Consider the following 22,668-nt stretch of genomic DNA (forward strand, 5'->3'; position numbering starts at 1 on the left):
CCTCTGGCATATGCCACAGTCATCACCCAGCGCCCGGACCTCGGCTCTTCCCGCCTTCACGCCTCGTAGTCACAGGACCGCGCTGAGGAATTCCCGGGTCCGGTCCCGCTCCGGATCGCTGAAGATCTTCTCCGGCGGGCCCGATTCGATCACCCGTCCGGCGTCGAACATCAGCACCTGGTCGGAGATGTCCCGGGCGAAACCCATCTCGTGGGTCACACAGAGCATCGTGATGTCGGTGGTGCGGGCGATGTCCCTGAGCAGGTCGAGGACGCCCGCGACCAGCTCGGGGTCGAGCGCCGACGTCACCTCGTCCAGCAGCAGGATCTCCGGCCGCATGGCGAGCGCCCGCGCGATCGCCACCCGCTGCTGCTGACCGCCGGAGAGCTGCGAGGGGTGCGCGTCGACCTTGTCGGAGAGCCCGACCAGGTCGAGCAGCTCGCGCGCCCGCGCCTCGGCCTCCTCGCGGCCGATCCCCAGGACGTTGACCGGCGCCTCCGTGATGTTCTGCAGCACCTTCATGTTCGGGAACAGGTTGAACTGCTGGAAGACCATCCCGATCTTCCTACGGACCCCGCGCAGGTACTTCTCGCTCGCCGGCCTCAGCTCGCCGTCCGGGCCGCGCATATGGGACAGCGGCTCGCCGTCCACCCAGATCACGCCGCCGCTGACCCGCTCCAGCGTCATCAGCAGCCGCAGGATGGTCGTCTTGCCGGAGCCGCTCGGCCCGATCAGCGTCACGTGCTTGCCGCGCTGGACGCCGAAGTCCAGCCGGTCCAGCACGACATGGTCGCCGAAGCGCTTGACCACGTGGTCGAAGCGGACCAGATCAGGGGGCATGCCCGGGGTTCCGTCCTGCGCGGATGGCTTCTGCAAGGGGTTGTCCAGGGGATCAATGGCCAAGGCGCTGCTCCAGCTTTCTCATCAGAAGCGAGGTCGGATAACTGGCCGCCAGGAAGATCAGGCCCGCGAGCGTGAACGTCTCGGCGTACGTGAAGTGGTCCGCGCCGTACTCCCGGGCCTCGGCGACCATCTCCGTGACCGTGATGACGGCCAGGAACGGGGTCTCCTTGAACATGGAGATGGCGTAGTTGCCCAGCGCGGGCAACACGCTGCGCACCGCCTGCGGCAGGATCACCGCCTGCCAGGTGCGGCGCGGTGGCAGCGACAGCGCCCGGCAGGCCTCCCACTGGCCCTTCGGCACACCGTCGATCCCTGCCCGGTACACCTCCGACAGATACGCGGCGTAGTGGACGCCGAGCACCGCGATTCCGATGGTCAGCGGCTGCACCGTGTTGAAGACGGCGTAGGCGCCGACCAGTTGCACCAGCAGCGGGGTCGACCGGACGAACTCGGTGATCACCCGGACCGGAACGGTCACCAACCGGGTCGGCGCCCGGCCCGCCACGGCGACGACCAGCCCGAGCACGGCGGCGACCAGCGTGCCGAGGACGGTGGCCAACAGAGTGGTGAGAAACCCGTCCCACAGCAGCGGCAGCGAGTCGCGGACGGCACCCCAGTCCCAGCTGTAGTTCACAGGGCGCCTCCCGCCGTCGCCTCGGGCCGCTCCGCCGGCTGCGCGCTGCGGCTGCGCAGGAGGCTGCGGGCGCTCGGGTGCTGGCCGAGCCTGGTCTTGGCGTGCCGCTCCAGCGCGCTCATCAGCAGGGTCAGCGCGTAGGCGAGCACGAAGTACATCACCAGCAGGGTCAGATAGGCCCAGGTGGTCGAGCCCGTACGGTCACGCATCTGCTGGACCACTGTCGTCAGGTCGGCCGCGGAGATCAGCCACAGCAGCGGGGTGCACTTCAGCAGCTGGATCAGCAGGTTGGTGAACGGCGGGATCATCTGCGCCCAGGCCTGCGGCAGGATCACCCTGCGCATGCGCTGCGCCGGCGTCATGTTCAGCGCGACCGCCGCCTCCCACTGCGCCCTCGGTACGGCGTTCAGCGCGCCGCGCACCACTTCGGAGCCGTAGGCGCCGTAGTTCATGCCGAACGCCACCACGCCGCAGACCAGCGGGGAGAACTGGTACCCGGTCAGCAGTGGGAACGCGTAATAGAGCCAGAACAGCTGGACGTACAGCGAGGTGCCGCGGAAGAACTCCACGACGACCCGGGAGAGCCCTCGTACGAGCACGGACCTGCTGTTCGCCATGAAGCCGAACACGAAGGACAGGGTCAGGGCGACGGCCGAACCGAGGACCGTGGCCTCCAGCGTGACGGTCAGCCCGGACCACACCTGGGGCAGGTGGCCGAAGAAATAGGAGTAGAAGTCACCCATGGGCAGTGGCCCCCGTCAGGCCTTGCACAGGTCGGCGGTCTTCAGGTTCGCCGGCGGGATGGTGTCCTTGCCGAAGCCGTACTGCCCGATGAGCCTCACATACTGCGCCGGATCCGAGGTGATCTTCTTCAGCTGCGCGTCGAAGGCGTCCCGTAGTTCCTCGCTGCCCTTGCGGAACACGGCGCCGCCCGGGCTGTACTGCTGCTTGCCGTCCACCACCGGGACGAACGAGTGGGTGACCTCCACCTGCGGGTTGGTCTTGGCGAGCCAGCGCAGCGATATCCCTGTCAGCACGAAGGCGTCGATACGGCCGCCCTTGACCGCGTCCGCGCCGTCCTGCTGCTTCTGCAGCGTCTTGATGTCACCCTCGGAGAACCCGGCGGCGGTGGCGTAGCTCTTCTCGACCGCGCCCGCCAGCACTCCGACGGTGGCACCGGCCTTCTTCGCCGACGCCAGATCGGTCAGGTGCTTCGGGTTGCCCTTCTTGACCATCATCGCGGTGGGCGAGATGAACTCCGGCTCCGAGAACAGTGCCTTCTCGCACCGCTCCGGGATGATGGCCATGCCGGCGCTGATCACGTCGTACTTACCGGCCTGCAGACCGGGGATCAGGCCGTCGAACTCGGCGAAGGTCGGGCGCAGTTCGTCGACGCCCAGCGCCTTGAAGATCACCTGGTGCAAGGTGGGCGCCTCGCCCTTGAGCTTGCCGTTCTCCTCGTAGCCGTAGGGGGCCTCGTTCGCGTAGGCCACCCGCACATAGCCCTGCTTCTTGAGCTGCGCCAGCTTCGAGGCCCCGCTGTCGCCGGCGGTCTTGCTACAGGCGGTCAGGAGCCCGGGGACGGTCAGCAGACCACCGACGGCCGCGCCTCTGGTGAGGAAGCCGCGGCGAGACAGGTTCGGGAACTCGGACATGGGCGCGCAACCTCCACAGAGAGCCTTGCCAGGTCTGGCCGTAAACCAGTGGTGGCGCCTGCCCGATCTCCGTGAACTATGCAGTGAGACTGGGGGGCGTAATGCAACCGTGATCTGCGTGACCCTGTTCCGTGTCCCCTCACCGGTGTGTACGACGCGCTTGAGTTGCGGCGGTCCGGGCAGACGTACCCGCGGAGAGGGCACCCGCGGAGACGTGAGGAGAGGGAATGTCAGACCGTCATGTCGAAGTGGCGCTCGACCGGCGCGGAGTCCGCTGCACGGCACGGCTGTTCGACGACCGGGCACCGCTCACCTGCGCCGCGGTCTGGGACGCGCTGCCCCTGAGCGGCGACGTCTTCCACGCGAAGTACGCGCGCAACGAGATCTACGCCCTCTTCCCGCCGTTCGCCGCGACGGAACCCCCGCTGGAGAACCCGACGGTCACCCCGATCCCCGGAGACCTCTGCTACTTCTCGTTCGCCGGCACCGAACTGGGCACGAAGGCCTACGGCTACGACCGCGAGGTCCGCCCCAACACCACCGTGGTCGACCTGGCCCTGTTCTACGAGCGCAACAACCTGCTGCTCAACGGGGACGTGGGCTGGGTGCCCGGGATCGTCTGGGGCCAGGTCGTGGCCGGACTGGAGGAGATGGCCGAGGCCTGCAACGACCTGTGGCGCAGCGGGGCGGCGGGGGAGACGCTCAGCTTCCGGAGAGCGTGAGCCCCTTCTCGTAGAGGGCGTGCGAGGCCTGTAGCACCAGGTCGTCCCGGTGCCGGGCCGCGACGATCTGCATCCCGACCGGCAGCCCGTCGCCGTCGGTGCCCACGGGGACCGTCGCCGCGGGCTGCTGGGTGAGGTTGAAGGGGTAGGTGAACGGCGTCCAGCCGGTCCAGCGTCGCAGGCCGGACCTCCCGGGGACCTCCTCGTCCGCCTCGAAGGCGGTGATGGGCAGGGTGGGCGTGACCAGCAGGTCGTACCGCTCGTGGAAGCGGCCCATCCGGCGGCCGAGGTCCATGCGGACGTCCACCGCGGCCAGGTAGTCCAGCGCGCTGTACCGGGCGCCCTGGGCGCAGATCTCGCGCAGGCCGGGGTCGAGCAGCTGCCGCCGGTGCGGCGAGAAGCTCTGGGTGAGCCGGGCCGCGCCGCTGAACCACAGGGTGTGGAAGGCGTCCACCGGGTCGCTGAAGTCCGGGTCGGTCTCCTCGACGTACGCGCCGAGATCCGCGAGTGCGGCCACCGCCCGCCGTACGGCCGCCGCGACCGCCGGGCGGACGGCCACCTGCCCGCCCAGGGTCGGCGAGTACGCCACCCGCAGCCCGCGCACGCCCTGGTCCAGGCCCGCGGTGAACGACTCCGGCGGCGGGCTCAGCGCCGACCAGTCGCGGGCGTCGGGGGCGGCGACGACGTCCATCATCAGTGCCGCGTCCGCCGCGTCCCGGGTCATCGGGCCGACGTGCGCCAGCGTGCCGAACGCGCTCGCCGGGTACAGGGGCACTCTGCCGTACGTCGGTTTGAGGCCGAAGATCCCGCAGAACGCGGCCGGGATACGGATGCTGCCGCCGCCGTCCGTGCCCAGCGACAGCGGGCCTGCGCCGAGTGCGACGGCCGCCGCGCTGCCGCCGCTGGAGCCGCCCGCGGTGCGCGCGGGGTCGTACGGGTTGCGGGTCACGCCGGTCAGCGGGGAGTCGGTGACACCCTTCCAGCCGTACTCGGGTGTCGTCGTCTTGCCGAGGAAGACCGCACCGTGCTCGCGCAGCCGGGCGACCGAGGGCGCGTCCTCCTCCCAACGGCCCTGCTCGGACACGGTCTTCGAGCCGCGCAGGGTGGGGTGGCCGCGCAGCAGCAGGATGTCCTTCACGGTCACCGGCACCCCGTCCAGCAGCCCGGCCGGCTCGCCGCGCCGCCAGCGCTCCGCCGACTCCTGCGCCCGCGCGAGCGCGTCCTCCTCGGTGAGGCGCACGAACGCGTTCACCTCCGGCTGGATCCGCCGCGCCCGCTGCAGGGCCTGTTCGGTCGCCTCCACGGGGCTGAACTCGCCCTTGCGGTAGCCGTCGAGGAGCTGTACGGCGGTCAGGTCGGTGAGCTGCATGCACCCTCCTGGTGGTTCAGTGACCGGGGACGTAGCCGCGCTTCTTGTCGACCACGTTCACCAGGGATCTGCCCGCGGCCCACCGCTCGTACAACTCCACGAACTGGCTGCCGAGTTCATCGCGCCATCCGACCGTGTCGCCGCTCATGTGCGGGGAGACGATCAGCCCCGGCAGCCCCCACAACGGGCTGTCCTCGGGCACGGGTTCGGCGGCGAACACGTCCAGGGCGGCGCCCGCGATCCAGCGCCGCCGCAGCGCCTCGGCGAGCGCGTCCTCGTCGACGAGCGGCCCGCGGCCGACGTTCACGAAGACCGCCGAGGGCTGCATCACCCCGAACCGGTGGGCGTCGAACATGCCGTGCGTCTGCTCGGTCAGCGGGGCGGCGGCGATCACCCAGTCCGCGCGCGAGATCAGCCGGTCCAGATCGCCCGGGCCGTGGATGCCGGTGCGCGGGACCCGCCCGACCAGTGCCGTCGTCACGTCCAGGGCCTTCAGCGTGCGCGCGATCGCCCGGCCGATCGGCCCGGAGCCGACCACGCACGCGCGCGTGCCCGCCACCCGCCGGGTCTCCCGGTGCCGCCAGGTCCGCTCCCGCTGCAGCTCCAGCGTGCGCGGCAGATCCTTGGCGACCGCCAGCACCAGCGCGGCCACGTACTCGGCGATCGGCTGGTCGAAGATCCCGCGCGCGTTGGTCACCACCGTCTCGGAGGCGGCGAGTTCCGGGCACATCAGGTGGTCCACACCCGCGCTCGCCGTGTGCACCCAGCGCGGCCGCGGCCCCGCCCCGGGCCAGGCCTCCCGTACGGCGTGCGAGGTGAAGTCCCACACCAGCAGCACGTCCGCCTCCGGCAGCCGCCCGGCGAGCCCGGCCGCGTCGGTGTGCACGACCCGGGCACGCCCGGTGAGCCGGCCGAGCCGCGGTGGCGGGTCGGCGTCCAGGACGAGCAGGGTGGGCAGGGTCAGCGTCATTCGGGGCCGCTCCGGGCGTCTGACATGCGCGGATTGACCACGCTCGCACCGGAACCTACCTTCGTCAACACGGGCGACCTCACCGACCGTTGCCCCTCGTGTCCTCCCAGCGTGAGGCGGGTGTCTTGCCATGGACATCTCCTTTCTCGGCGGTCCCCGCCCCCAGCGCGGCGTCGGGGTGGTGGCCCCCTTCGACTTCGCCCTCGACCGCGAGCTGTGGCGCTGGGTGCCCGACGAGGTGTCGCTGCATCTGACCCGGACCCCGTTCGTGCCGGTCGAGGTGAGCCTGGACCTGGCCCGGCTGGTCAGCGAGCACCAGACCCTCGGCGAGGCGGTGCGCGCGCTGATCGCCGTCGCCCCCGAGGTCGTCGCCTACGCCTGCACCTCGGGCAGCTTCGTCGGCGGTGTCGCGGGCGAGCGGGCGATGTGCACGGAGATGAGCAGGGCCGGCGGCGCCCTGCCCACGGTCACCACCTCGGGCGCCCTGCTGGAGGCCCTGGCGGAGCTGCGGGTCCGCCGGGTCGCCCTCGTCACCCCGTACACGGTGTCCGTCACCCGGGCCCTTCAGGAGTACGTCGCCGAGGCCGGCGTACGGGTGACCGGCTGCGCGTTCATGGGCCTGACCCGGCACATCTGGCAGGTGCCGTACCGGGACGTGGTCACCATGGCCCGCGCCGCGGTCCGCCCGGGCGCCGCCGACGCGCTGTTCATCTCCTGCACCAACCTTCCTACCTACGACGTCATCCCGCAGCTGGAGGCCGAGCTGCGCATCCCCGTGCTGTCGGCCAACCAGGTCACGATGTGGGCGGCGCTGCGCCGGCTGGGTACCCGAGCGGTGGGGCCCTATCAGGCGCTGCTGGACGAGGCCGCGCGGGAATGGCCCGTACTGCCGGAAGAAACGCAGGAACACCAAGAAGGGCCGTCATGACTGCACTCGGACTCCTCTACCCGGGCCACTCCGGCGAGGACGACTATCCACGCATCGAGCAGCTCCTGGGCAGCGACATCCGGGTGGATCTGGTCCACACCGACATCGGCGTGGACGCACACCGGGTGGACGCACTGCGGGAGATGGGTTCGGCGGAGCGGCTCGCCGCCGGCGTGGCGGAGCTCCGGCTGACCGGGGCCGAGACGGTGGTCTGGGCGTGCACCAGCGGCAGCTTCGTGTACGGCTGGGAGGGCGCTCAGGAGCAGGTACGGGCACTGGCCCGGCTGGCCGGGATGCCGGCCTCCTCGACGTCCTTCGCCTTCGTGCACGCGGCCCGGGAGCTGGGGGTACGACGGGTCGCCGTGGGTGCGACCTACCCGGAGGAGGTGACCGCGCTGTTCGCCGACTTCCTGCGGGCCGGGGGCCTCGAAGTGGTCGCGGTGCGGTCGTCCGGGATCGTCACGGCGGCGGAGGTCGGGACGTGGGGGGAGGAGGAGGTGCTGACGCTGGCGCGGGCGGCGGACGCGGACGCCTCCGGCGCGGAGGCGGTGCTGCTGCCCGACACGGCGCTGCACACGGCGGCGTACCTCGGCCTGCTGGAGAAGGCGCTGTCCAAGCCGGTGCTCACGGCCAACCAGGTGTCGGTGTGGGAGGGGCTGCGGCTGGCCGATCGCCGGGTGAACGCGCCGCGGCTGGGGAAGTTGTTCACCCGCGAGCCGATCGTGCAGGTCTGAGCGGCCGGCCCCTGGTCGGTCGAGAGGTGGAGGAATAAACGGGGACTGCCTCCTGTTAAGCCCGGGCAGAACAGCTCACGGTCGAAACAGGAGGCCACACCGTGTCGGCAGACGAGATCCGGGGCACGACGCACGGGACCGCCCCCGTCCCCCTCTCCGTACTGGACCTGGTGACCGTCGGCGCGGGCAGTACCGCCACCGACGCGCTGCGCACCAGCGTGGAGCTGTCCCGGTTCGCCGAGTCGCGCGGCTTCCACCGGTACTGGGTGGCCGAGCACCACTCCATGCCCGGCGTCGCCTCCTCCTCGCCCGCCGTGATCCTCGCCCACCTCGCCGCCCACACCGACCGCATCCGGCTCGGCTCGGGCGGCGTCATGCTGCCCAACCACGCGCCCCTGGTGATCGCCGAGCAGTTCGGCACGCTGGAGGCGATGGCGCCGGGGCGGATCGACCTGGGCCTCGGCCGGGCGCCCGGCACGGACGGTGCCACCGCCGCCGCGCTCCGCCGCACCGACACCCTGAACGAGGGCGCCGACGACTTCCCGCAGCAGCTGGCCGAACTCACCCGCTTCCTGGACGACGACTTCCCCGAGGGGCATCCCTACCGGCGCATCCACGCGATCCCGGGTCCGGTGCAGGGCAGCAGTCCGGGCGGCGTCCAGTCCGCTCACCGGCCGCCGATCTGGCTGCTCGGCTCCTCGGGCTTCAGCGCCCGTCTCGCCGGTCTCCTCGGGCTGCCCTTCGCCTTTGCGCACCACTTCTCCGCGCAGAACACCATCCCGGCCCTCGACCTGTACCGGCAGACCTTCCGGCCCTCCGAGGTGCTGTCCGAGCCGTACGCCCTCATCGGTGTCTCCGCCCTCGCCACGGACGACGAGCGGGAGGCCGGCCGGCAGGTGCGGGCGGCCGCGCTGAACATGCTCCGGCTGCGCACCGGCCGCCCGGGCCTGTTCCCCGACCCGGCCGACGCCGAGAAGCACGAGTTCGGCCCGATGGAGGAGGACTTCGTCGCCTCCTGGACCGGCAACATCGTGCACGGCACGGCGGACGAGGTCCGCTCCGGCCTGGACGACCTGCACAAGCGCACCGGCGCCGACGAGCTGATGCTCACCTCGCACGCCCACCGCGGCGAACTGCGGCTGCGCTCCTACGAACTGATCGCCGACGCCTACGGCTTGCCCACCGCGTAGGCCGCCTGGCCGCCCAGCAGCTCGGAGATACGATCCGGCGGCACCGGACGGGAGTACAGCCAGCCCTGCCCGGTGTCGCAGCCGATCCGGCGCAGCCGTGTGGCCTGCGCCGAGGTCTCCACGCACTCCGCGGTGACCGTCAGACCGAGGCGGTGGGCCAGCTGGATCATCGCCTCCACGATCACCTCGTCGGCCGGGTTGGGCGGCACGGCCACCGTGCTCTTGTCGCCCTCGTACTGGAAGCCGCGCACGAAGGAGCCGTCCAGCTTCAGCACCGACACCGGCAGCCGGCTCAGGTAGGCCAGGTTCGAGTAGCCGGTGCCGAAGTCGTCGATGGCGATCCGGACGCCCATGTCGCTGAGGGCCTGCAGGGCCTGGAGCGGGCGGCCCGAGGACCCCATCACGGCCGACTCGGTCAGCTCCAGCTGGAGCAGGTGCGGGGCGAGCCCGGTCTCGGCGAGGGTCCGGGCCACGTCCGCCACCAGGTCGGAGTCCCACACCTGGCGTACGGCCACGTTCACGCTGACGAAGATGGGCGGCTCGTCGGGATGGTCCACCTGCCAGCGGCGGGCCTGCCGGCAGGCCGTTTCCAGCGCCCAGCGGCCGAGCTGCACGATCGAACCGTCCTCCTCGGCCAGTCCGATGAACCGATTCGGCGTCAGTGTGCCGAACTGAGGATGATTCCAGCGGACCAGCGCCTCGACCCCGCTCAGCCGACCGTCCTCCATACCGACCAACGGCTGGTATTCAAGGGCGAACTCACCGCGCTCGATGGCGGGTCGGAGGGTGGAGGAAAGAGCCTGACGGGTCACCAGATGCGCGTTGCGCTCGGGGTCGAACAGGGTCCAGCGGGCCTTGCCGTCCGCCTTCGCCCAGTACAACGTCGTGTCGGCCGCCTGCATCAGGCCCGTGGCGGTGGTGCCGGCCGCGTGCCGTTCCACGACCCCGATGGACGCGGTCAGCGACAGCCGCTGTCCGGCCAGGTCGAAGGGTGCCTGCAGAGCCTTCAGTGCGGACTCGGCGAGGTCGGCGAGCTGCTCGGTGCCGGTGGAGTCCTCGACCAGCAGGGCGAATTCGTCGCCGCCGAGCCGGGCCACCAGGGGGGTGCCGGCGCGGGCGTACCCGGTCTCGTCGGCGACCCGGGTCAGCCGCTCGGCCACGGCCGAGAGCAGCCGGTCGCCGACGCGGTGGCCGAGGGTGTCGTTGACGGCCTTGAAGCCGTCCAGGTCCAGGTAGCACAGGCCGATCCGGCCGGTGCCGCTCTGCTCGTACGACTCCGCCTCCAGCGCGGCCGTCAGGCGCTCGAAGAACAGGGTGCGGTTGGGTAGCCGGGTCACCGGGTCGTGCATCTGCAAGTGCCGCAGCCGGGCCTGCAGTTCGCGGCGGGCACCGATGTCGGCGACCGACACGAGGACGCCGGGCTCGCCGCCGGTCAGCGGGGCGACGGTGACCTGCACCCACACCGAGTGCCCCTCGGGATGCTTCAGCCTGCGGGTGCAGCGCAGCCTGGCCTGCCGGCCGCGCAGGACCTCGCGGTAGGCGTGCCAGGTGCGGGCGTCCGCGGCCAGGTCCACCAGATCGGCGGCGACCCGTCCGGTCAGCCCGTCCGGGTCGGCGCCGAGCAGGCCGCCGAACGCGGGGTTGGCGCTGACGACGAGACCTTCGCGGTCGACGACGGCCATGGCGAGCGGCGCCGCCGCGAAGACACGGCGATAGGTGTTGTGGTTACTGTCTGTGACGGCTGACCGGTCGAGGTCTGCCGCGGGCGTCGGCCCTTCGGACGTTCCGCTCACCGCTCGCTCCCGCAGTGCACTCGATCTCTGTCCGTGCCGGAAAGTGTGCCGATCATAGAGGCTGGCCCGGAGGCCTTCCAGCCACTCTCCAGTGTCCCGGACAGACCACAGGTTCTGACAGATCGTTTCTGCCCGCACCTGGACGGGTTCTTCAGGCCCCCGACCAGTTGTGACGTTCCGTGAGTGTTTCGGGGTGTCGGGCGCCGATGCACGCCGGCGCCCAAACGGGCGTACTCACCCTTCTGGTTCAGGCGAACAGGACGTAGGGCAACAAACTCCCACAATCTGGATTCGGTGTCCCGTGAACCGCGTCCGGAGGTCCTTTCGTGCCCAAGCTGCGCAGCACCGCCGCCGTGTTCACCACGATGTCGGCGCTCGCCGCGACCTCGATCCTCACCGGCCCGTCGGTCGCCGAGCCGTTCTCGACGGCCCCCTGCGCCCTGCACCGCAGCGAGGCCCACCACTCGGAGGGCGTGGACACCTGGAACCCCGACTACACCCGCCCGACCGGCACGCTCGACGCCGCCATGATCTTCCTGTCCTTCCCGGACGCCACCCCCCACACCACTCCCGCCGAGCTGACCGCCGACCACTTCCCGGCCACCAGCCGGTTCTTCGAACAGGCCTCGTACGGACGGTTCACACTGCACCCGCACCCGCTCGACCACTGGCTGCGCATGCCGCAGCCGTCGACCTCGTACGCCATGAAGCGCGACTGGAGCGCCGAAGACCGCGCCGCCTATCTGCGCGACGCGTTCGCCGTGGCCGACCAGCAGGTCGACTTCTCCCGCTACGACGTCGTCTACTTCGTCGCCGACCCGGACGCGCCCGGCGTCGACTCGGACGCGACGAAGGTCGTCAACCTCGACACCCCCATGCACGTGGACGGCACAGACGTGCGCCGGGTCGTCACGGTGTTCGAGAAGCATCCGCCCGACCGGCTGGTCCTCGCCCACGAGACCGGTCACGTCTTCGACCTCCCCGACCTCTACCACCGCCCGGTCGACGGCAAGGGCGACTGGGACACCTACGTCGGCGACTGGGACCTGATGGGCAGCCAGTTCGGGCTGTCCCCGGACCTGTTCGCCTGGCACAAGTGGAAGCTGGGCTGGCTGGATCCGCGCCAGGTGGTGTGCGTGCGGGGTGCCGGGCCGACCCGGCTGACCCTGGAGCCGCTGGCCGCGGGCCCCGGCATCCCGGTGCAGGGCACGACCGGTGCCCCGGCCTTCGGCCTCGGTCATGGCGCGAAACTGGCGGTGGTGCGGACCGGCGCGGACAGTGTCCTGGCCTTCGAGGCGCGCGGTCCGGCGGGCAACGACCGGGCGGGCTGCCGGCAGGGTGTCCTGGTCTACCGGGTGCGCGGTGGTGCGGAGTCCGGCGGCGGTCCGATCGAGGTGGTGGACGCCCACCCGCGCACCGAGGCGTGCTGGGAGAACTCGGTCTACCCGCCCCTGGCCGACGCCCCGGTCTCTCTCGGGGAGAGCTTCACGGTGCCCGAGGAGGGTGTGAAGGTGGAGGTGGAGGGGCGGACGGCGTCCGGGGCGTGGACGGTGAAGATCACGCCGGGACTGGGAGGGTGAATCCCGCCGTCTGCGGGGCTCGGCCGGATTCCGTCTTCCGGGGGACTCGGCTGATGTCGCCTTCTGCGGCGCTCGTGTATACGAAAACAGCGGACCGGAATCTTTCGAAACCGACCCGCCGTCGTACGGGGGTGTGGGTGGCGGAGCCCCCACAACGCGCGGCGAAGCCGCGCAGAAACAGAGATGGCGAGGAGGTTCGCGCTTTCTGCGAACACGCCTCGCCATCGTCATCGTGCGCCGCCAGGGACTCGAACCCCGGACCCGCTGATTAAGAGTCAGCTGCTCTAACCAACTGAGCTAGCGGCGCCTGCTGACGTCGTAGACCTTAGCATCCTGGTCGGCGGGAGGAAAAATCGATATCCGCACCGCGTCCCGGGCCGCCCGTACGGCCGCCCAGAGCATGACCTCGGGGCCCGGCAGCCACGGGTGACGGGTGTCCGGCGCGACCAGCCAGCGCGAGCCGCCGGGGGTGGGGGAGGCGTCGCCGGACAGGGCGGGGACGGTCACCGCGTCTCCCGTGCCGTGGCAGAGCAGCGGCGGTACCGCCTCCGTGCGGTGGGACCCCCACTCCTCCCAGCTCAGCAGCGAGGGCAGCCGCTGAGCCGTGCCGGGGGCGGTGAACAGCAGCATGCGGCCCCGGAACACCGCGACCGGGCCGGATCCCGGCCCCTCGTCCCATAAGCGGTCCAGCATCCGGCGCCCGAAGATCGCCGGGGCGCTCACCACGTCGAAGACGGCGCCGCAGGGGAGGACCAGCGGGGCGTTCGGGCGTTCCTGCCACAGGGCGAGCATGCTGCGCGGATACGTTCCTGCCGAGGCCAGCCACGCGGCTCCGTCGGCGGTGGCACAGGTGACATGCGGTGTGCAGCTCATGCCGATTACATTTACCGGCCGTGAGCACGCGGTTCTCCTGGGTTGCGGAAAACCGGGACAGGGGCGGGCAGGGAGGAGTATCTTGCCCGGCTGGCATATGCCAGCCGTGTGGGCTAGACCGGGTCGACGGGGCTGCGGCCCTCCGTGTCGGCGCCGCGCAGCAGGTCCCGCCCGAACTCCACCATCTTCTTCGCGTAGTCCTCGGTCCACTCCACCCGCGCGGCGATGTCCGCCGGGGTCAGCCGGTCGAACCGGCCCGGATCGGCGAGCTGGGCCGCAGCGACGGCCTGGAACTCCACGGCCCGGTCGGCCGCCGCCTGGAAGGCCAGGGCCAGCTCCGTCGCCCGCGCCAGCAGCGCGCCCGGATCCTCCATCGACTCGAGGTCGAAGAAATGCTCGGGATCGGAGGCCGCCTCCGCGGGCTCGAAGATCAGGGGCGCGGGGCGTAGCCGCGGTTCATGCCGACGCGGCGTGGGCTCCGCCATGTCTCGTCTCCTCCTCGTACGGTTCGGTGGGCCCTGCTCTCAGGTGGGCCACCCTCCATTGTCTCGCGCGAGCGCAAGGGGACCTCGGAGTCGCCGGAAGTCCGCGCACACACCAAGGTCTCAAGGCCGCCGGCTCACTCGATGTTCCGCCAGGTGCGCCAGAACCGCGTGATTCGCCTCCCAGCCGTCCGGGCTGTATCCATTGGCCGCCTCCGGCGGCGTGCCGGACCTCCGTCCGGCAGGTGGGCGGTGCTGGTTCCTGGCTCGCCGGCCCGGCGACGTGTATCCGGTCATGGCTGCCAGGTGACCCGGTGTTCCGCCAGGTGCGCCAGAACCGCGTGATTCGCCTCCCAGCCGTCCGGGCTGTATCCATTGGCCGCCTCCGGCGGCGTGCCGGACCTCCGTCCGGCAGGTGGGCGGTGCTGGTTCCTGGCTCGCCGGCCCGGCGACGTGTATCCGGTCATGGCTGCCAGGTGACCCGGTGTTCCGCCAGGTGCGCCAGAACCGCGTGATTCGCCTCCCAGCCGTCCGGGAACTTCACCAGCGTTCCCAGCTGGACCGGTTCCGTGGACGGGTAGTCGTCCAGGAGGTCGCCGACTCCTGCGCGGCAGACCACGATGCAGGCGTGGCGGTGGCGGGAGGCCAGGACGCACAGGCGGCCGGTCTCCAGGTGGAAGGCGGTGGCGTCGGGGCGGCCGGAGAGGGGGTGGAGGACGACCGTGACGTCGTACTCGCGGCCCTGGAGACGGTTGGCCGTGTCGACGGTGACGTCCGTGACGCCCAGCTCCGCGAGCGCCGAGCGGACCGCCGCCGCCTGGTCGCGGTGGGCCGTGCCGACGGCGATGCGGTCGGGGGTGAGGGGGGTGGGGGCCGGGGAGCGCTCCGAGACGGCCGCGCCCGCACGGTCCAGCAGGCGTCGTACGACCGTCGCCACCGCCCGGACCGCCTGCGGGTCGGTGCGCGGGGTGTGCCGGGCCGGCAGCTCCAGCAGGCCCCAGCCGGATTCCGCCGCCTCGTCGATCACCCGGTCGGGGCCCGAGCCGTCGGAGGGGACGGCGAAGGCGAGACGGCGGTCGTCGGGGCCGGTGCCGCTGCGGAACCGGGTGTAGGGGTAGAAGGCGTCCGAGACCAGCGGGGCCGCCGAGGCAGGGAGGCGCCAGGAGACCGGGAGCCGGTGCTGGGGCAGGCCCGGGTTGTGCGCCAGAAGAGTGGTGACCGCCGAGGCCGAGGGGTCGTACGACAGGCCCGCCCACTGCTCGCTGCCCACGATCGCGAACGGGTCCAGCTGGCCCGGGTCGCCCACGAACAGCGCCCGCTCGAACAGGCCCGCCACGGCCAGCAGGGAGTCCGAGCGCATCTGGTACGCCTCGTCGACGATCGCGTGCCGCCACGGCTCGTCCACCTTGACGTGCGCCCACTTCGCGGCCGTGGACAGGACGACCGGGAGGCCGGTCAGCTCGCCCGCCTTCGCCGACGTGCGGACCTGCGGCAGGTCGTCCAGTGCCTTGTCGTAGGGGTCCGTGTCGCTGCTGTGCAGCCGGCCGACGGGCAGCTCGGGGTTCTTCTCGGCGAGCCGCAGCACCAGGTCGTCCACCTGGGCGTTCGTCTGCGCGACCACCATCAACGGGCGCCCGGCCTCGGCGAGTTCCAGGGCCGCGCGGACCACCAGGGTGGACTTCCCGGCGCCGGGCGGGGAGTCGACGACCACACCGCGCGCAGTGCCCTGCAGGGTGTCGCGGAGGATCGCGGCGGTGGCCTGTGCGGCGGCCGTAGCGGGGTGAGGCGGGGCTCCGTGCATGCGACCCGTCACTGGTTGTGCCATTCGAGTGACGGATGGTAGCGTCGCCGTGTGCTGCGCGAGAACCAAGCCAGCACAGCAACCTCCAATTTCTGGGGAAACCGGGCTGGTTCCAACCCGGCTGGTGCTGATCGCGGAAGACTCGATCTCTCGCTGAGGGATCGAGCGGCGTGAGCCAGGAATCCTGTTCGTTCGCGAGGGGGAGGGTTCAAAGGACGTCCTCCTCGGTCACGGGGTCGGCGATTTCGGGCACGGCGGCCTCGCCCGGCGGGCCGCCGTGCGTCCACGGGGTCTCCTCCGGGTCGGGCAGTTTCGCGCCGCCGCGCTGTTCGTGCTCGAAGAGGGTGAAGCAGACCGCGTCGCCCTTCTCCGGCACCGAACCGGGCTCGGGCTCCTTGCCCCGGCCCATCTTGTCCACGATCCGCAGGACGAGCACGCCCTCGTCCGCGGAGCCCTCGTACCCGACGAACTCCGCGGCCTGCGGCTTGCCGCCGAGCGAGCGGTAGACCTTCGCGCGCTCCGCCAGATGAGGCCGGTCGTCCGTGCGGACCGTCACCAGCGGGCGCGGGCTCGGCCGCCTGCCCTCGCTGTACGCCATGACGACGTCGGTCACCTCGCCCGCGAGGGCCTCCCCGGCCAGCCGCCGCCCGGCCATCACCAGCGGGTCGTCCAGCGCCTCCTGCGCCTCCAGCCGGGCCTGCTCACGCTCGCGCGTGGCCAGCTTGTTCGCCGCCGTCACCGCGTCGTCGCGGCGCGGTTGCGGGGGCTCGCCCGCCACGACCCGGTCCCGGTGGCCGGTGAACGACCAGCGGTCCCGGGTCCACCGCTCCTCGGCATGCGCCCCCTCCGGCAGCGCCCGCAGCAGGTCCAGGCCCCGCCACACCGCGTCCCAGGTGGGCCGGGTGCGGCTCTCGACCAGGGCGCGGATCTCCCGCTCGGCCGCGGTGAGCGCGGCCAGCCGGTCGTCGGCCTCCAGGGCGTCCTCGGCGGCGGCCAGCGCACCGCGCGCGCGGTCGTAGCGCTCGATGGCCGGGGCCAGGAGCTTGTTGTCGAACGCCGGGTCGGTGGCCGGGCCGGCCGGCGGGCACAGCAGCTGGCCGTCGGCGTCGCGGGCGAGTTCGGCCCGGTGGGCTGCCTCGGCGCCGGAGCCGTCCCCGGGCGGGTCGATCCAGGCGAGCAGCGCGCCCAGGTGCTGGTCCTCCAGGCTGGACTGGCCGGTCGCCCAGTGCCGGGACAGCACGTCGGTCAGGGCGAGGAGGAGCGAGGAGCCGGGTACGCGGGCCCGCTCGCCGTAGTGGGTGAGCCAGCGGCCCAGCAGGGGGATGCGGGGTGGCGCCGGGTGGGGCGTCTCCGGGTCCTGCTCGGCGGTCCGGCGAAAGCGCATGGAGCGGCCGAGCAGCCGTACGAAGTCCAGGCCCGCGCGGCTCGGCACGATCAGCTGGGGCGCGTCCGTGCACAGCTCGACCTCGACCTTGACCCGCTTGCCGGTCTCCGGGTCGGTCTCGCCCCGCTCGGCCGCCTCGACGTCCTCCGCGTAGGAGTCGAGGTACGGCAGGACGACGTCGGCCAGCTCGGCGAGGAACGCGAACCGCAGGTCACGGTCGCGGGGCTGGGGCACGACCAGGAGCCGGGGCGCGTCCCGGTCGGTGCCGACCAGCGCGCCGAGCGGGGCGCCGGCCTCACCGGCGGTGGTGAGCGGCACGAACACCAGGGGGCGCTCGGACAGGTGCCGGTGGCGGACGGTCGCGGCCGGCTGGGCGCGTCCGGTGCTGACGGCCTCGAGCCGGGCCAGGGTGGCGATCAGGGACACGGGGCCACCGCCCGGCCGGCCGTGGCGAGTGCCTCCGCGCGCAGGGTCGCCGCCCGGCGCAGGGCGGCCACCGCCGGGTCGTCGGGGTCGCCGCTGTCGCCGCGGGCCGCCGCGAGGACGTCCTCGACCGTCGTCAGACCGCCCAGTTCGGCCCGCAGGGGGCGGCCGAGACGGGTCACGGCATCCGCCGCGCGGGAGCGTTCCCGGCAGTGGAAGGCCAGTTCGCAGGCCGACAGGCACTCGGGCGCGTACGTCGCCGGGACCGCCCCGACGGCCGCCGTCAGCTCCTCGGCCGGGCGGTCCGGTGCGAAGCACATGCCCTCGGGCAGGGCGTCGGCGATCTCCTCGACCCGGGTGAGCCGGGCCAGCTGGCGGGCGGTGACCGCGCGCTGCTTGCGCACGTCCACGGCGGAGGCGGTGGCCAGGTTGGAGAAGTCCTTCGGGCACACCAGCAGTACCCGGTGCCGTACCCGAGGGGCCGGGGCGCTTTCCCCGGCGGGCTCCTCAGCCCGCTCCGGCTCCGCGCCGAGACGGGCCGCGACCTCCTCCAGGGCCAGCACGTACACCGCCGCCTGCCGGGCGGCCGCGCCCACCTTCGCCGGGTCGGCCGAACCGTCCAGCATGGGGAAGGACTTGATCTCCACGACGGTCCAGCTGCCGTCCGGGTGCACGACCACCGCGTCCGGCTCCAGGAACGCCAGCGAGCCCGCCACGTCCAGCGCCAGCATCGGGTGGTCGAGCAGGGTCCAGCCGCCCGCCGCCACGGCCTCGCGCAGCGCCAGCGCCGTGCGGGCCGTACGCCCCTCGGGGCCGTGCGCGGACAGGTCCGGGACGGCCGCCTCGGCGGGCGGCTCCGCGCCCGGATCCAGCCGGGCGTGGACCAGCCGCAGCAGCTCGGCGCCGCCGTCCGCCTTCACCCGTGCCTCGAACGCGTTGCCCCGGGTCAGCGCGAACTGCGACTGCCCGAAGCCGGAGGGCGCGCCCAGCGCGCTCGCCAGCGCCGCCTTGTCCACTCCGGCGCCGTCCAGGATCGCCCGCCTGCGGCACCCGGGGTTCGCGGCGAGCGCCGCGAGGGCGCGCGCGTCCAGGGCCTTGGCCGGTACGTCGGGGCCGCGCAGCTCAGCGAGCCGCTGCCGGAGCCTCTTCCCCTGCGTCGCGGGGGGAGGCGTCCGGTTCGGCTGCGGATGCGCGCTGCGACTCGCGCTGCCGTGGAATTCGCTCACCCGCGGAAGTCTGGCATCCGTCACTGACAATCGGGGAACCCGTGCCCGACGGGACCGCCGGGGTACGGGGGTTGAAGCGGGCCCGCAGCAGATCCGCACCGCGCATCACACGCGGCGCGAGCAGCAGACCCACGCCCATCACGGCCACGCCCGCGACCGCGTCCAGGGAGTAGTGGTTGGCGGTGCCCATGACGACGATCGCGGTCACCAGCGGGTAGACGACGCCGAGGACCTTGGTGAGACGGGTGCCGCCGTGCCGCCACAGCATGACCCCGCACCACAGGGCCCAGCCCACGTGCAGGCTCGGCATCGCCGCGTACTGGTTGGTCATGCCGCCCATGCCGCGCGGCGCGCTGGCCTCGCCGCCCCACCAGCCGTACGAGCTGTACTGGGCCATCGTGTCGACGAAGCCGTGGCCGTCGGCGAGCAGCCGGGGCGGGCAGGTGGGCAGCAGGGTGAAGCCGATCAGGCCTATGAACGTCGACGTCATCAGCCATGTGCGGGCCGCCCGGTAGCGCTCGGCGTGGGCCCGGAACAGCCAGACGAGGATGACGGGCGTGACCAGGTAGTGCAGCGAGGCGTACCAGAAGTCGGCCGGTACGCCGAGCCACGCCTCGCGTGTGAACAGCCGGTTGAGCGGGTGCTCGGCGTTGAGGTGCAGGGCTTTCTCGATGCGCAGGATCGCCAGGCCGTGGTCGACGGCGGAGGAGACGTCACCGCGCGCGAGGAGCCGGCCGGCCGAGTAGCAGCCGTAGACCAGCAGGATCAGGGGTACCTCGGTCCACCACCGCAGCCGGGTTCGGGGGGCCGCCTCGGTGCCCGGTGTCTCGGTCTGCGGCATCCGATGCCCTCCCCCTTCTGCTGCGCGGCGCCCGGCGGGCGACCGTGTCACTTTACGCGGTCCATATCCCGGCCATGCGGGCGCTTCAGACCTCAAAGACGCCGAGATCTCCCGGCGGGTTGCCCCTGTCCCGGGTGAGCGATGATGGAGGGACCCCTCCCCACTTCCGGAAAGGTCTCCCATGGCACCGCGCATCCTGCTGGCCCGGCACGGACAGACGGAATGGTCGCTGTCCGGCAAGCACACCGGCAGGACCGACGTACCGCTCCTGGAGGAGGGCCGGCGCGGGGCCAAGCTGCTCGGCGAACGGCTGCACCGCGCTCCGCTGGACGGGCTGCCGGGTGTCGAGGTGCGGACCAGTCCGCTGGCACGCGCGCGTGAGACGTGCGAGCTGGCCGGGTTCGGGGAGCGGGCCGAGTCCTGGGACACGCTCATGGAGTGGGACTACGGCGCGTACGAGGGCATGACGCCGGCCGAGATCCAGGCCGTGCGGCCGGGGTGGCTGATCTGGCGGGACGGTGTCCCCGAGGGGGAGAGCATCGCCGAGGTCACCGCGCGCGCGGACGAGGTCGTGGCCTGGGCCCGGTCGGCCGACCGTGACGTGCTGGTCTTCGCCCACGGGCACATCCTGCGGTCCATCGGCGCACGGTGGCTCGGACTGCCGCTGGACTTCGCCGCGCGGATACGCCTGAACCCGACCTCGCTGTCGGTGCTGGGCTGGGCGTACGGGGAGCCGGCGATCGAGAGCTGGAACGACTTGGGGCACTTGGCGGGGTAACTGGCTGGTGCTGGGCGGGGGTGGGTCCGCTTTCCGGCGCCGGCAGGGTGCCGCAGGCATCTACAACGGCCACGCAACCGACAGAGCTGCAACCCCAGGGGCGCGGGGCTGTATCGATATGCGGCTCCGCCGCGTGGGCGCGACCAGCCCCCCACGCACCCGCAGACGGCGACGGACCCGACAGTCCCTGCCCCTACGCCCGCCCGGCCCGCGGCAACGACGCATGACGGTCCAGGAAGTCCGACACCCCCGACGCCCGCCGGTGAGGCAACAGCACCCGCGCGGTCCCCGCCAGCATCGTCTGGATCCGGGACGACTGGACCTGGTCCAGCAGATCGAGCACGCACATCGCCGCCGCAGCGGCTTCGTCGGGACGACCCCCGCGGGCCAGGTCGTCGGCCAGTTCGGCGGTGTACAGGGCGATGTTGCGGGTGAAGTGGGGATCCTGGAGGCCCGCCGCGCGCCGGGCGTGCCGGGACGCGCGCCGCCAGTCGCCCAGCGTCGACCAGCACTGCGCCTCCAGCCCCTCCAGCTCGGCCTCTCCGTAGAAGCTCATCCACTCGGGGTCGGCGTCCGAGTGGCCCCGCTCGAAGAGGGCCTGGGCCCGGGCCAGTGCCTGTTCGCAGCCGGCGCGGTCGGCGAGCCCCGCCCAGCCGCCCGCCTCGCGCAGGGCGAGCAGGGACATCAGACGGGCGGAGCCCAGGGGGCGGGCGACGCGCTGGGCCGCCTGCGCGGCGCGCACCGCCTCGCGGGGGCGGCCGGCGTCACGGGCCAGGAACGCCGTGTTGCAGAAGGCATGGGCCTCCAGACCGGCGTCGCCGGTCATCCGGGCTGTCGCGAGCGCCTCCGCGTAGTGCGAGCGGGCGTCGTCGAAGCGCCCGGAGTCGTGGGCCAGCCAGCCCACGGAGATGGCGAGTTCACCGGCGCCCGAGTGCAGCCGCTCGGCGGTCGTCTGCCGGGTCGCGCCGGCGTCCAGGAGCGCGTAGGCAGCACGCAGCGGCGCTGCAGCGCGTCGGTACAGGCCGTCCGCGCCGTGCCGGTCGTCGAGCAGCCGGATGCGGCGGACGGCCTCCTCCAGGGCGGCCGCCTCGGGGGTTCCGGCGCGGCGCAGCGGCCGGGCCGCCGCCACGGCGTCGGTGGCGAGCCCCAGCGGGCCCATGGTGGCGACGGCGACCGTGGCGCCTCCGCCGGTCATGAATGCGCGACGCAGCACGTCGCTCTCCTCGTGGTTCAGGTGGTCGTTCTCGTACGGCTCGTGCGGGTCGTACGGGTTCTGCGGGTCGTACCGGTCCGTCGTGTCATACGGCTCGCAGGCCCCCCGCGTCTCAGCAGTACCGAACGCCGGGGGCGTGTCCCCGGGCGAACGCGCCGCGCGTCCACGGACGGAGGAGCGCGGCGCGAAGCCGAGGTCGGTGAGCGTGCGACCGGGGAACATGTGCAGGAACACCCGTTCGTAGGCGTAGTTGGGGCAGCGGATCTCACCCGCCTCGACCCTGCCGACGTAACGCGCGTCACAGCTCACCCGCTCGCCGATCTCGCGGGCGGCCCGCCGCACCAGTGCCGCGAACTCGGCCGGTGAGCGCCGGCCGCGCAGCTGCCGGAAGGCGAGGTTCGGCCGGGGTGGCCGTTCGGGCTGTGACGAGGTCTCGGTTGACGACGCCATGGCCGGGTCCTCTCGTGCGAACCGTCGAACCATGCCGGATCCGGGGTGGATTCGGGCTGAGTTGTCCGAGTGGCACCCTGGTCCCGGCGAGCAAGAACGTACCTGCTGTGTCGGACCCGCCACGCTGTGTTTGGCTACAAACCGGATATCTCATCCACGATCTGCCATGAACTGCCATCCTTTGCGGCGCACTTGTGCCGTAGCCGTTGACGCGCTCGCGCGTTGGACTCCGTGGACTGCAAGAGGGCAGCGTGGTGGAGGCCGGCATGGAGACCAGCCAGAGCAACGAACCTTGTATGCCGGACACGCCGGTTGCGGCGCCGTCGGTGACGGCGGGCGACGCGGCATGCGACCTCGTGACGGTGCCGACCCGGCAGGGGCTGGAGGCGGTCGACATCCTGCGGCGGGGGGCCGGGGAGGCGGTGGGGCGCGTCCTGCACGACGACGGATGCGACACCCTCGGCTTCCTGGTGCCGGCGGGCACCGCCGCCTGCTGGGACGTACCGGGCAGCACGTGCACCGAGACGAACGGGCAGGGGCTGCGGCTCGCCCCGCAGCCGCCGGTCGAGGGCTCCGACTGGCTGCTGCCGCCCGGCGAGGCCGACCTGGCGACCGATCCGGTGGTGCTGCGCCGGGCCCTCGGGGAGGCGGCGCGGCTGATCAAGGCGGCCGACAGCTGCCGGTGAAGCGGGCGACCGCCGCAGCTGCGAAAATGGACC

The 22,668-nt window shown here is 72.4% G+C and carries 21 protein-coding genes and 1 tRNA gene; 7 read left to right on the forward strand and 15 right to left on the reverse strand.

Translation table 11 applies throughout. The features are described from left to right. Window positions 1-69: 69 nt before the first annotated feature. From ehuA to ehuB, 4 genes are read right to left on the reverse strand one after another with little or no spacing between them, the layout of a single operon-like run. Complete coding sequence (ehuA, locus tag ACIRVH_RS03765) at window positions 70-840, reverse strand: ectoine/hydroxyectoine ABC transporter ATP-binding protein EhuA (RefSeq protein ID WP_403947901.1); 771 nt, start codon at window positions 838-840, stop codon at window positions 70-72. 52 nt (window positions 841-892) lie between these two features. Further along, on the reverse strand, window positions 893-1,537 hold the full coding sequence (ehuD, locus tag ACIRVH_RS03770) for an ectoine/hydroxyectoine ABC transporter permease subunit EhuD (RefSeq protein ID WP_390851289.1): 645 nt from the start codon (window positions 1,535-1,537) through the stop codon (window positions 893-895). Then, a complete protein-coding gene (gene ehuC, locus ACIRVH_RS03775) occupies window positions 1,534-2,280 on the reverse strand; it encodes an ectoine/hydroxyectoine ABC transporter permease subunit EhuC (RefSeq protein WP_403947904.1) in 747 nt (248 codons plus the stop codon). The genes ehuD and ehuC overlap by 4 nt, the downstream gene beginning before the upstream one ends. Before the next feature lie 15 nt (window positions 2,281-2,295). Then, on the reverse strand, window positions 2,296-3,192 hold the full coding sequence (gene ehuB, locus ACIRVH_RS03780; protein ID WP_403947906.1) for an ectoine/hydroxyectoine ABC transporter substrate-binding protein EhuB: 897 nt from the start codon (window positions 3,190-3,192) through the stop codon (window positions 2,296-2,298). A gap of 227 nt (window positions 3,193-3,419) precedes the next feature. Between ehuB and ACIRVH_RS03785 the strand changes: the two genes are divergently transcribed. Then, the gene (locus ACIRVH_RS03785) at window positions 3,420-3,914 is read left to right on the forward strand and encodes a DUF3830 family protein (protein WP_403947908.1); all 495 of its coding nucleotides are present in this window, start codon (window positions 3,420-3,422) and stop codon (window positions 3,912-3,914) included. On the opposite strand, the gene ACIRVH_RS03790 is transcribed toward ACIRVH_RS03785, so the two are convergent. Further along, on the reverse strand, window positions 3,895-5,283 hold the full coding sequence (locus tag ACIRVH_RS03790) for an amidase (RefSeq protein ID WP_403947910.1): 1,389 nt from the start codon (window positions 5,281-5,283) through the stop codon (window positions 3,895-3,897). The two genes, ACIRVH_RS03785 and ACIRVH_RS03790, sit on opposite strands and share 20 nt — an antisense overlap. A gap of 16 nt (window positions 5,284-5,299) precedes the next feature. Further along, window positions 5,300-6,253, reverse strand: coding sequence for a D-2-hydroxyacid dehydrogenase (locus ACIRVH_RS03795; RefSeq protein WP_403947911.1), 954 nt, complete (start codon window positions 6,251-6,253; stop codon window positions 5,300-5,302). Window positions 6,254-6,383: 130 nt separating this feature from the next. Between ACIRVH_RS03795 and ACIRVH_RS03800 the strand changes: the two genes are divergently transcribed. From ACIRVH_RS03800 to ACIRVH_RS03810, 3 genes are all read left to right on the forward strand, one after another. Then, window positions 6,384-7,181 carry a decarboxylase gene (locus ACIRVH_RS03800; protein WP_403947913.1) on the forward strand — a complete coding sequence of 266 codons (798 nt, stop codon included), beginning with the start codon at window positions 6,384-6,386 and terminating at the stop codon, window positions 7,179-7,181. Beyond that, window positions 7,178-7,915, forward strand: a complete 738-nt coding sequence (locus ACIRVH_RS03805) for a decarboxylase (RefSeq protein WP_403947915.1) — start codon at window positions 7,178-7,180, stop codon at window positions 7,913-7,915. The genes ACIRVH_RS03800 and ACIRVH_RS03805 overlap by 4 nt, the downstream gene beginning before the upstream one ends. Window positions 7,916-8,016: 101 nt before the next feature. Then, window positions 8,017-9,105, forward strand: coding sequence for an LLM class flavin-dependent oxidoreductase (locus ACIRVH_RS03810; RefSeq protein WP_403947917.1), 1,089 nt, complete (start codon window positions 8,017-8,019; stop codon window positions 9,103-9,105). Here ACIRVH_RS03810 and ACIRVH_RS03815 read toward each other — a convergent pair. Beyond that, complete coding sequence (locus ACIRVH_RS03815; RefSeq protein ID WP_403947919.1) at window positions 9,084-10,898, reverse strand: putative bifunctional diguanylate cyclase/phosphodiesterase; 1,815 nt, start codon at window positions 10,896-10,898, stop codon at window positions 9,084-9,086. The genes ACIRVH_RS03810 and ACIRVH_RS03815 overlap by 22 nt on opposite strands. A gap of 365 nt (window positions 10,899-11,263) precedes the next feature. On the opposite strand from ACIRVH_RS03815, the gene ACIRVH_RS03820 reads away from it, so the two are divergent. After that, entirely contained in the window at window positions 11,264-12,478 is a 1,215-nt protein-coding gene (locus ACIRVH_RS03820; protein WP_403948724.1) for a M6 family metalloprotease domain-containing protein, read from the forward strand. 233 nt (window positions 12,479-12,711) lie between these two features. Here the strand turns inward: ACIRVH_RS03820 and ACIRVH_RS03825 are convergent. The 7 genes from ACIRVH_RS03825 to ACIRVH_RS03855 all read right to left on the reverse strand — a co-directional run bounded on the left by ACIRVH_RS03825 (window position 12,712) and on the right by ACIRVH_RS03855 (window position 19,508). Further along, window positions 12,712-12,785: transfer RNA gene (locus ACIRVH_RS03825), tRNA-Lys, on the reverse strand. Continuing rightward, entirely contained in the window at window positions 12,776-13,351 is a 576-nt protein-coding gene (locus tag ACIRVH_RS03830) for a bifunctional DNA primase/polymerase (protein WP_403947920.1), read from the reverse strand. Before ACIRVH_RS03830 ends, ACIRVH_RS03825 begins: the two co-directional genes overlap by 10 nt. A 113-nt stretch (window positions 13,352-13,464) precedes the next feature. Then, window positions 13,465-13,836 carry a hypothetical protein gene (locus tag ACIRVH_RS03835; RefSeq protein ID WP_403947922.1) on the reverse strand — a complete coding sequence of 124 codons (372 nt, stop codon included), beginning with the start codon at window positions 13,834-13,836 and terminating at the stop codon, window positions 13,465-13,467. A 460-nt stretch (window positions 13,837-14,296) separates the two neighbouring features. Further along, on the reverse strand, window positions 14,297-15,634 hold the full coding sequence (locus tag ACIRVH_RS03840) for an AAA domain-containing protein (RefSeq protein ID WP_403947924.1): 1,338 nt from the start codon (window positions 15,632-15,634) through the stop codon (window positions 14,297-14,299). Window positions 15,635-15,842: 208 nt separating this feature from the next. Further along, entirely contained in the window at window positions 15,843-17,444 is a 1,602-nt protein-coding gene (locus ACIRVH_RS03845) for a hypothetical protein (RefSeq protein WP_403947926.1), read from the reverse strand. Next, window positions 17,435-18,667, reverse strand: a complete 1,233-nt coding sequence (locus tag ACIRVH_RS03850) for a hypothetical protein (protein WP_403947928.1) — start codon at window positions 18,665-18,667, stop codon at window positions 17,435-17,437. Before ACIRVH_RS03850 ends, ACIRVH_RS03845 begins: the two co-directional genes overlap by 10 nt. Beyond that, window positions 18,564-19,508 (reverse strand): phosphatase PAP2 family protein, encoded by a 945-nt coding sequence (locus ACIRVH_RS03855; RefSeq protein WP_403947929.1) that lies wholly within the window; start codon window positions 19,506-19,508, stop codon window positions 18,564-18,566. Before ACIRVH_RS03855 ends, ACIRVH_RS03850 begins: the two co-directional genes overlap by 104 nt. Window positions 19,509-19,689: 181 nt before the next feature. Between ACIRVH_RS03855 and ACIRVH_RS03860 the strand changes: the two genes are divergently transcribed. Further along, window positions 19,690-20,286, forward strand: coding sequence for a histidine phosphatase family protein (locus ACIRVH_RS03860; RefSeq protein ID WP_336115267.1), 597 nt, complete (start codon window positions 19,690-19,692; stop codon window positions 20,284-20,286). A 193-nt stretch (window positions 20,287-20,479) separates the two neighbouring features. Here the strand turns inward: ACIRVH_RS03860 and ACIRVH_RS03865 are convergent, their stop codons facing one another. Further along, window positions 20,480-21,949 (reverse strand): hypothetical protein, encoded by a 1,470-nt coding sequence (locus tag ACIRVH_RS03865; RefSeq protein WP_403947931.1) that lies wholly within the window; start codon window positions 21,947-21,949, stop codon window positions 20,480-20,482. A gap of 266 nt (window positions 21,950-22,215) precedes the next feature. Between ACIRVH_RS03865 and ACIRVH_RS03870 the strand changes: the two genes are divergently transcribed. Further along, window positions 22,216-22,635 (forward strand): hypothetical protein, encoded by a 420-nt coding sequence (locus ACIRVH_RS03870; protein WP_403947933.1) that lies wholly within the window; start codon window positions 22,216-22,218, stop codon window positions 22,633-22,635. Window positions 22,636-22,668 lie beyond the last annotated feature (33 nt).

Origin of the sequence: Streptomyces sp. NPDC101165, from assembly GCF_044768135.1 — a bacterium.
In the GTDB taxonomy this organism is placed as follows: Bacteria; Actinomycetota; Actinomycetes; order Streptomycetales; family Streptomycetaceae; genus Streptomyces.

What these genes read in the sequence shown, in the direction of transcription:
- ehuA (WP_403947901.1), bottom strand. Translation starts at nt 840, where the DNA reads ATGCCCCCTGATCTGGTCCGCTTCGACCACGTGGTCAAGCGCTTCGGC.
- ehuC (WP_403947904.1), bottom strand. Translation starts at nt 2,280, where the DNA reads ATGGGTGACTTCTACTCCTATTTCTTCGGCCACCTGCCCCAGGTGTGG.
- ehuB (WP_403947906.1), bottom strand. Translation starts at nt 3,192, where the DNA reads ATGTCCGAGTTCCCGAACCTGTCTCGCCGCGGCTTCCTCACCAGAGGC.
- ACIRVH_RS03785 (WP_403947908.1), top strand. Translation starts at nt 3,420, where the DNA reads ATGTCAGACCGTCATGTCGAAGTGGCGCTCGACCGGCGCGGAGTCCGC.
- ACIRVH_RS03790 (WP_403947910.1), bottom strand. Translation starts at nt 5,283, where the DNA reads ATGCAGCTCACCGACCTGACCGCCGTACAGCTCCTCGACGGCTACCGC.
- ACIRVH_RS03795 (WP_403947911.1), bottom strand. Translation starts at nt 6,253, where the DNA reads ATGACGCTGACCCTGCCCACCCTGCTCGTCCTGGACGCCGACCCGCCA.
- ACIRVH_RS03800 (WP_403947913.1), top strand. Translation starts at nt 6,384, where the DNA reads ATGGACATCTCCTTTCTCGGCGGTCCCCGCCCCCAGCGCGGCGTCGGG.
- ACIRVH_RS03805 (WP_403947915.1), top strand. Translation starts at nt 7,178, where the DNA reads ATGACTGCACTCGGACTCCTCTACCCGGGCCACTCCGGCGAGGACGAC.
- ACIRVH_RS03820 (WP_403948724.1), top strand. Translation starts at nt 11,264, where the DNA reads ATGTCGGCGCTCGCCGCGACCTCGATCCTCACCGGCCCGTCGGTCGCC.
- ACIRVH_RS03830 (WP_403947920.1), bottom strand. Translation starts at nt 13,351, where the DNA reads ATGAGCTGCACACCGCATGTCACCTGTGCCACCGCCGACGGAGCCGCG.
- ACIRVH_RS03835 (WP_403947922.1), bottom strand. Translation starts at nt 13,836, where the DNA reads ATGGCGGAGCCCACGCCGCGTCGGCATGAACCGCGGCTACGCCCCGCG.
- ACIRVH_RS03840 (WP_403947924.1), bottom strand. Translation starts at nt 15,634, where the DNA reads ATGCACGGAGCCCCGCCTCACCCCGCTACGGCCGCCGCACAGGCCACC.
- ACIRVH_RS03855 (WP_403947929.1), bottom strand. Translation starts at nt 19,508, where the DNA reads ATGCCGCAGACCGAGACACCGGGCACCGAGGCGGCCCCCCGAACCCGG.
- ACIRVH_RS03860 (WP_336115267.1), top strand. Translation starts at nt 19,690, where the DNA reads ATGGCACCGCGCATCCTGCTGGCCCGGCACGGACAGACGGAATGGTCG.
- ACIRVH_RS03865 (WP_403947931.1), bottom strand. Translation starts at nt 21,949, where the DNA reads ATGGCGTCGTCAACCGAGACCTCGTCACAGCCCGAACGGCCACCCCGG.
- ACIRVH_RS03870 (WP_403947933.1), top strand. Translation starts at nt 22,216, where the DNA reads ATGGAGACCAGCCAGAGCAACGAACCTTGTATGCCGGACACGCCGGTT.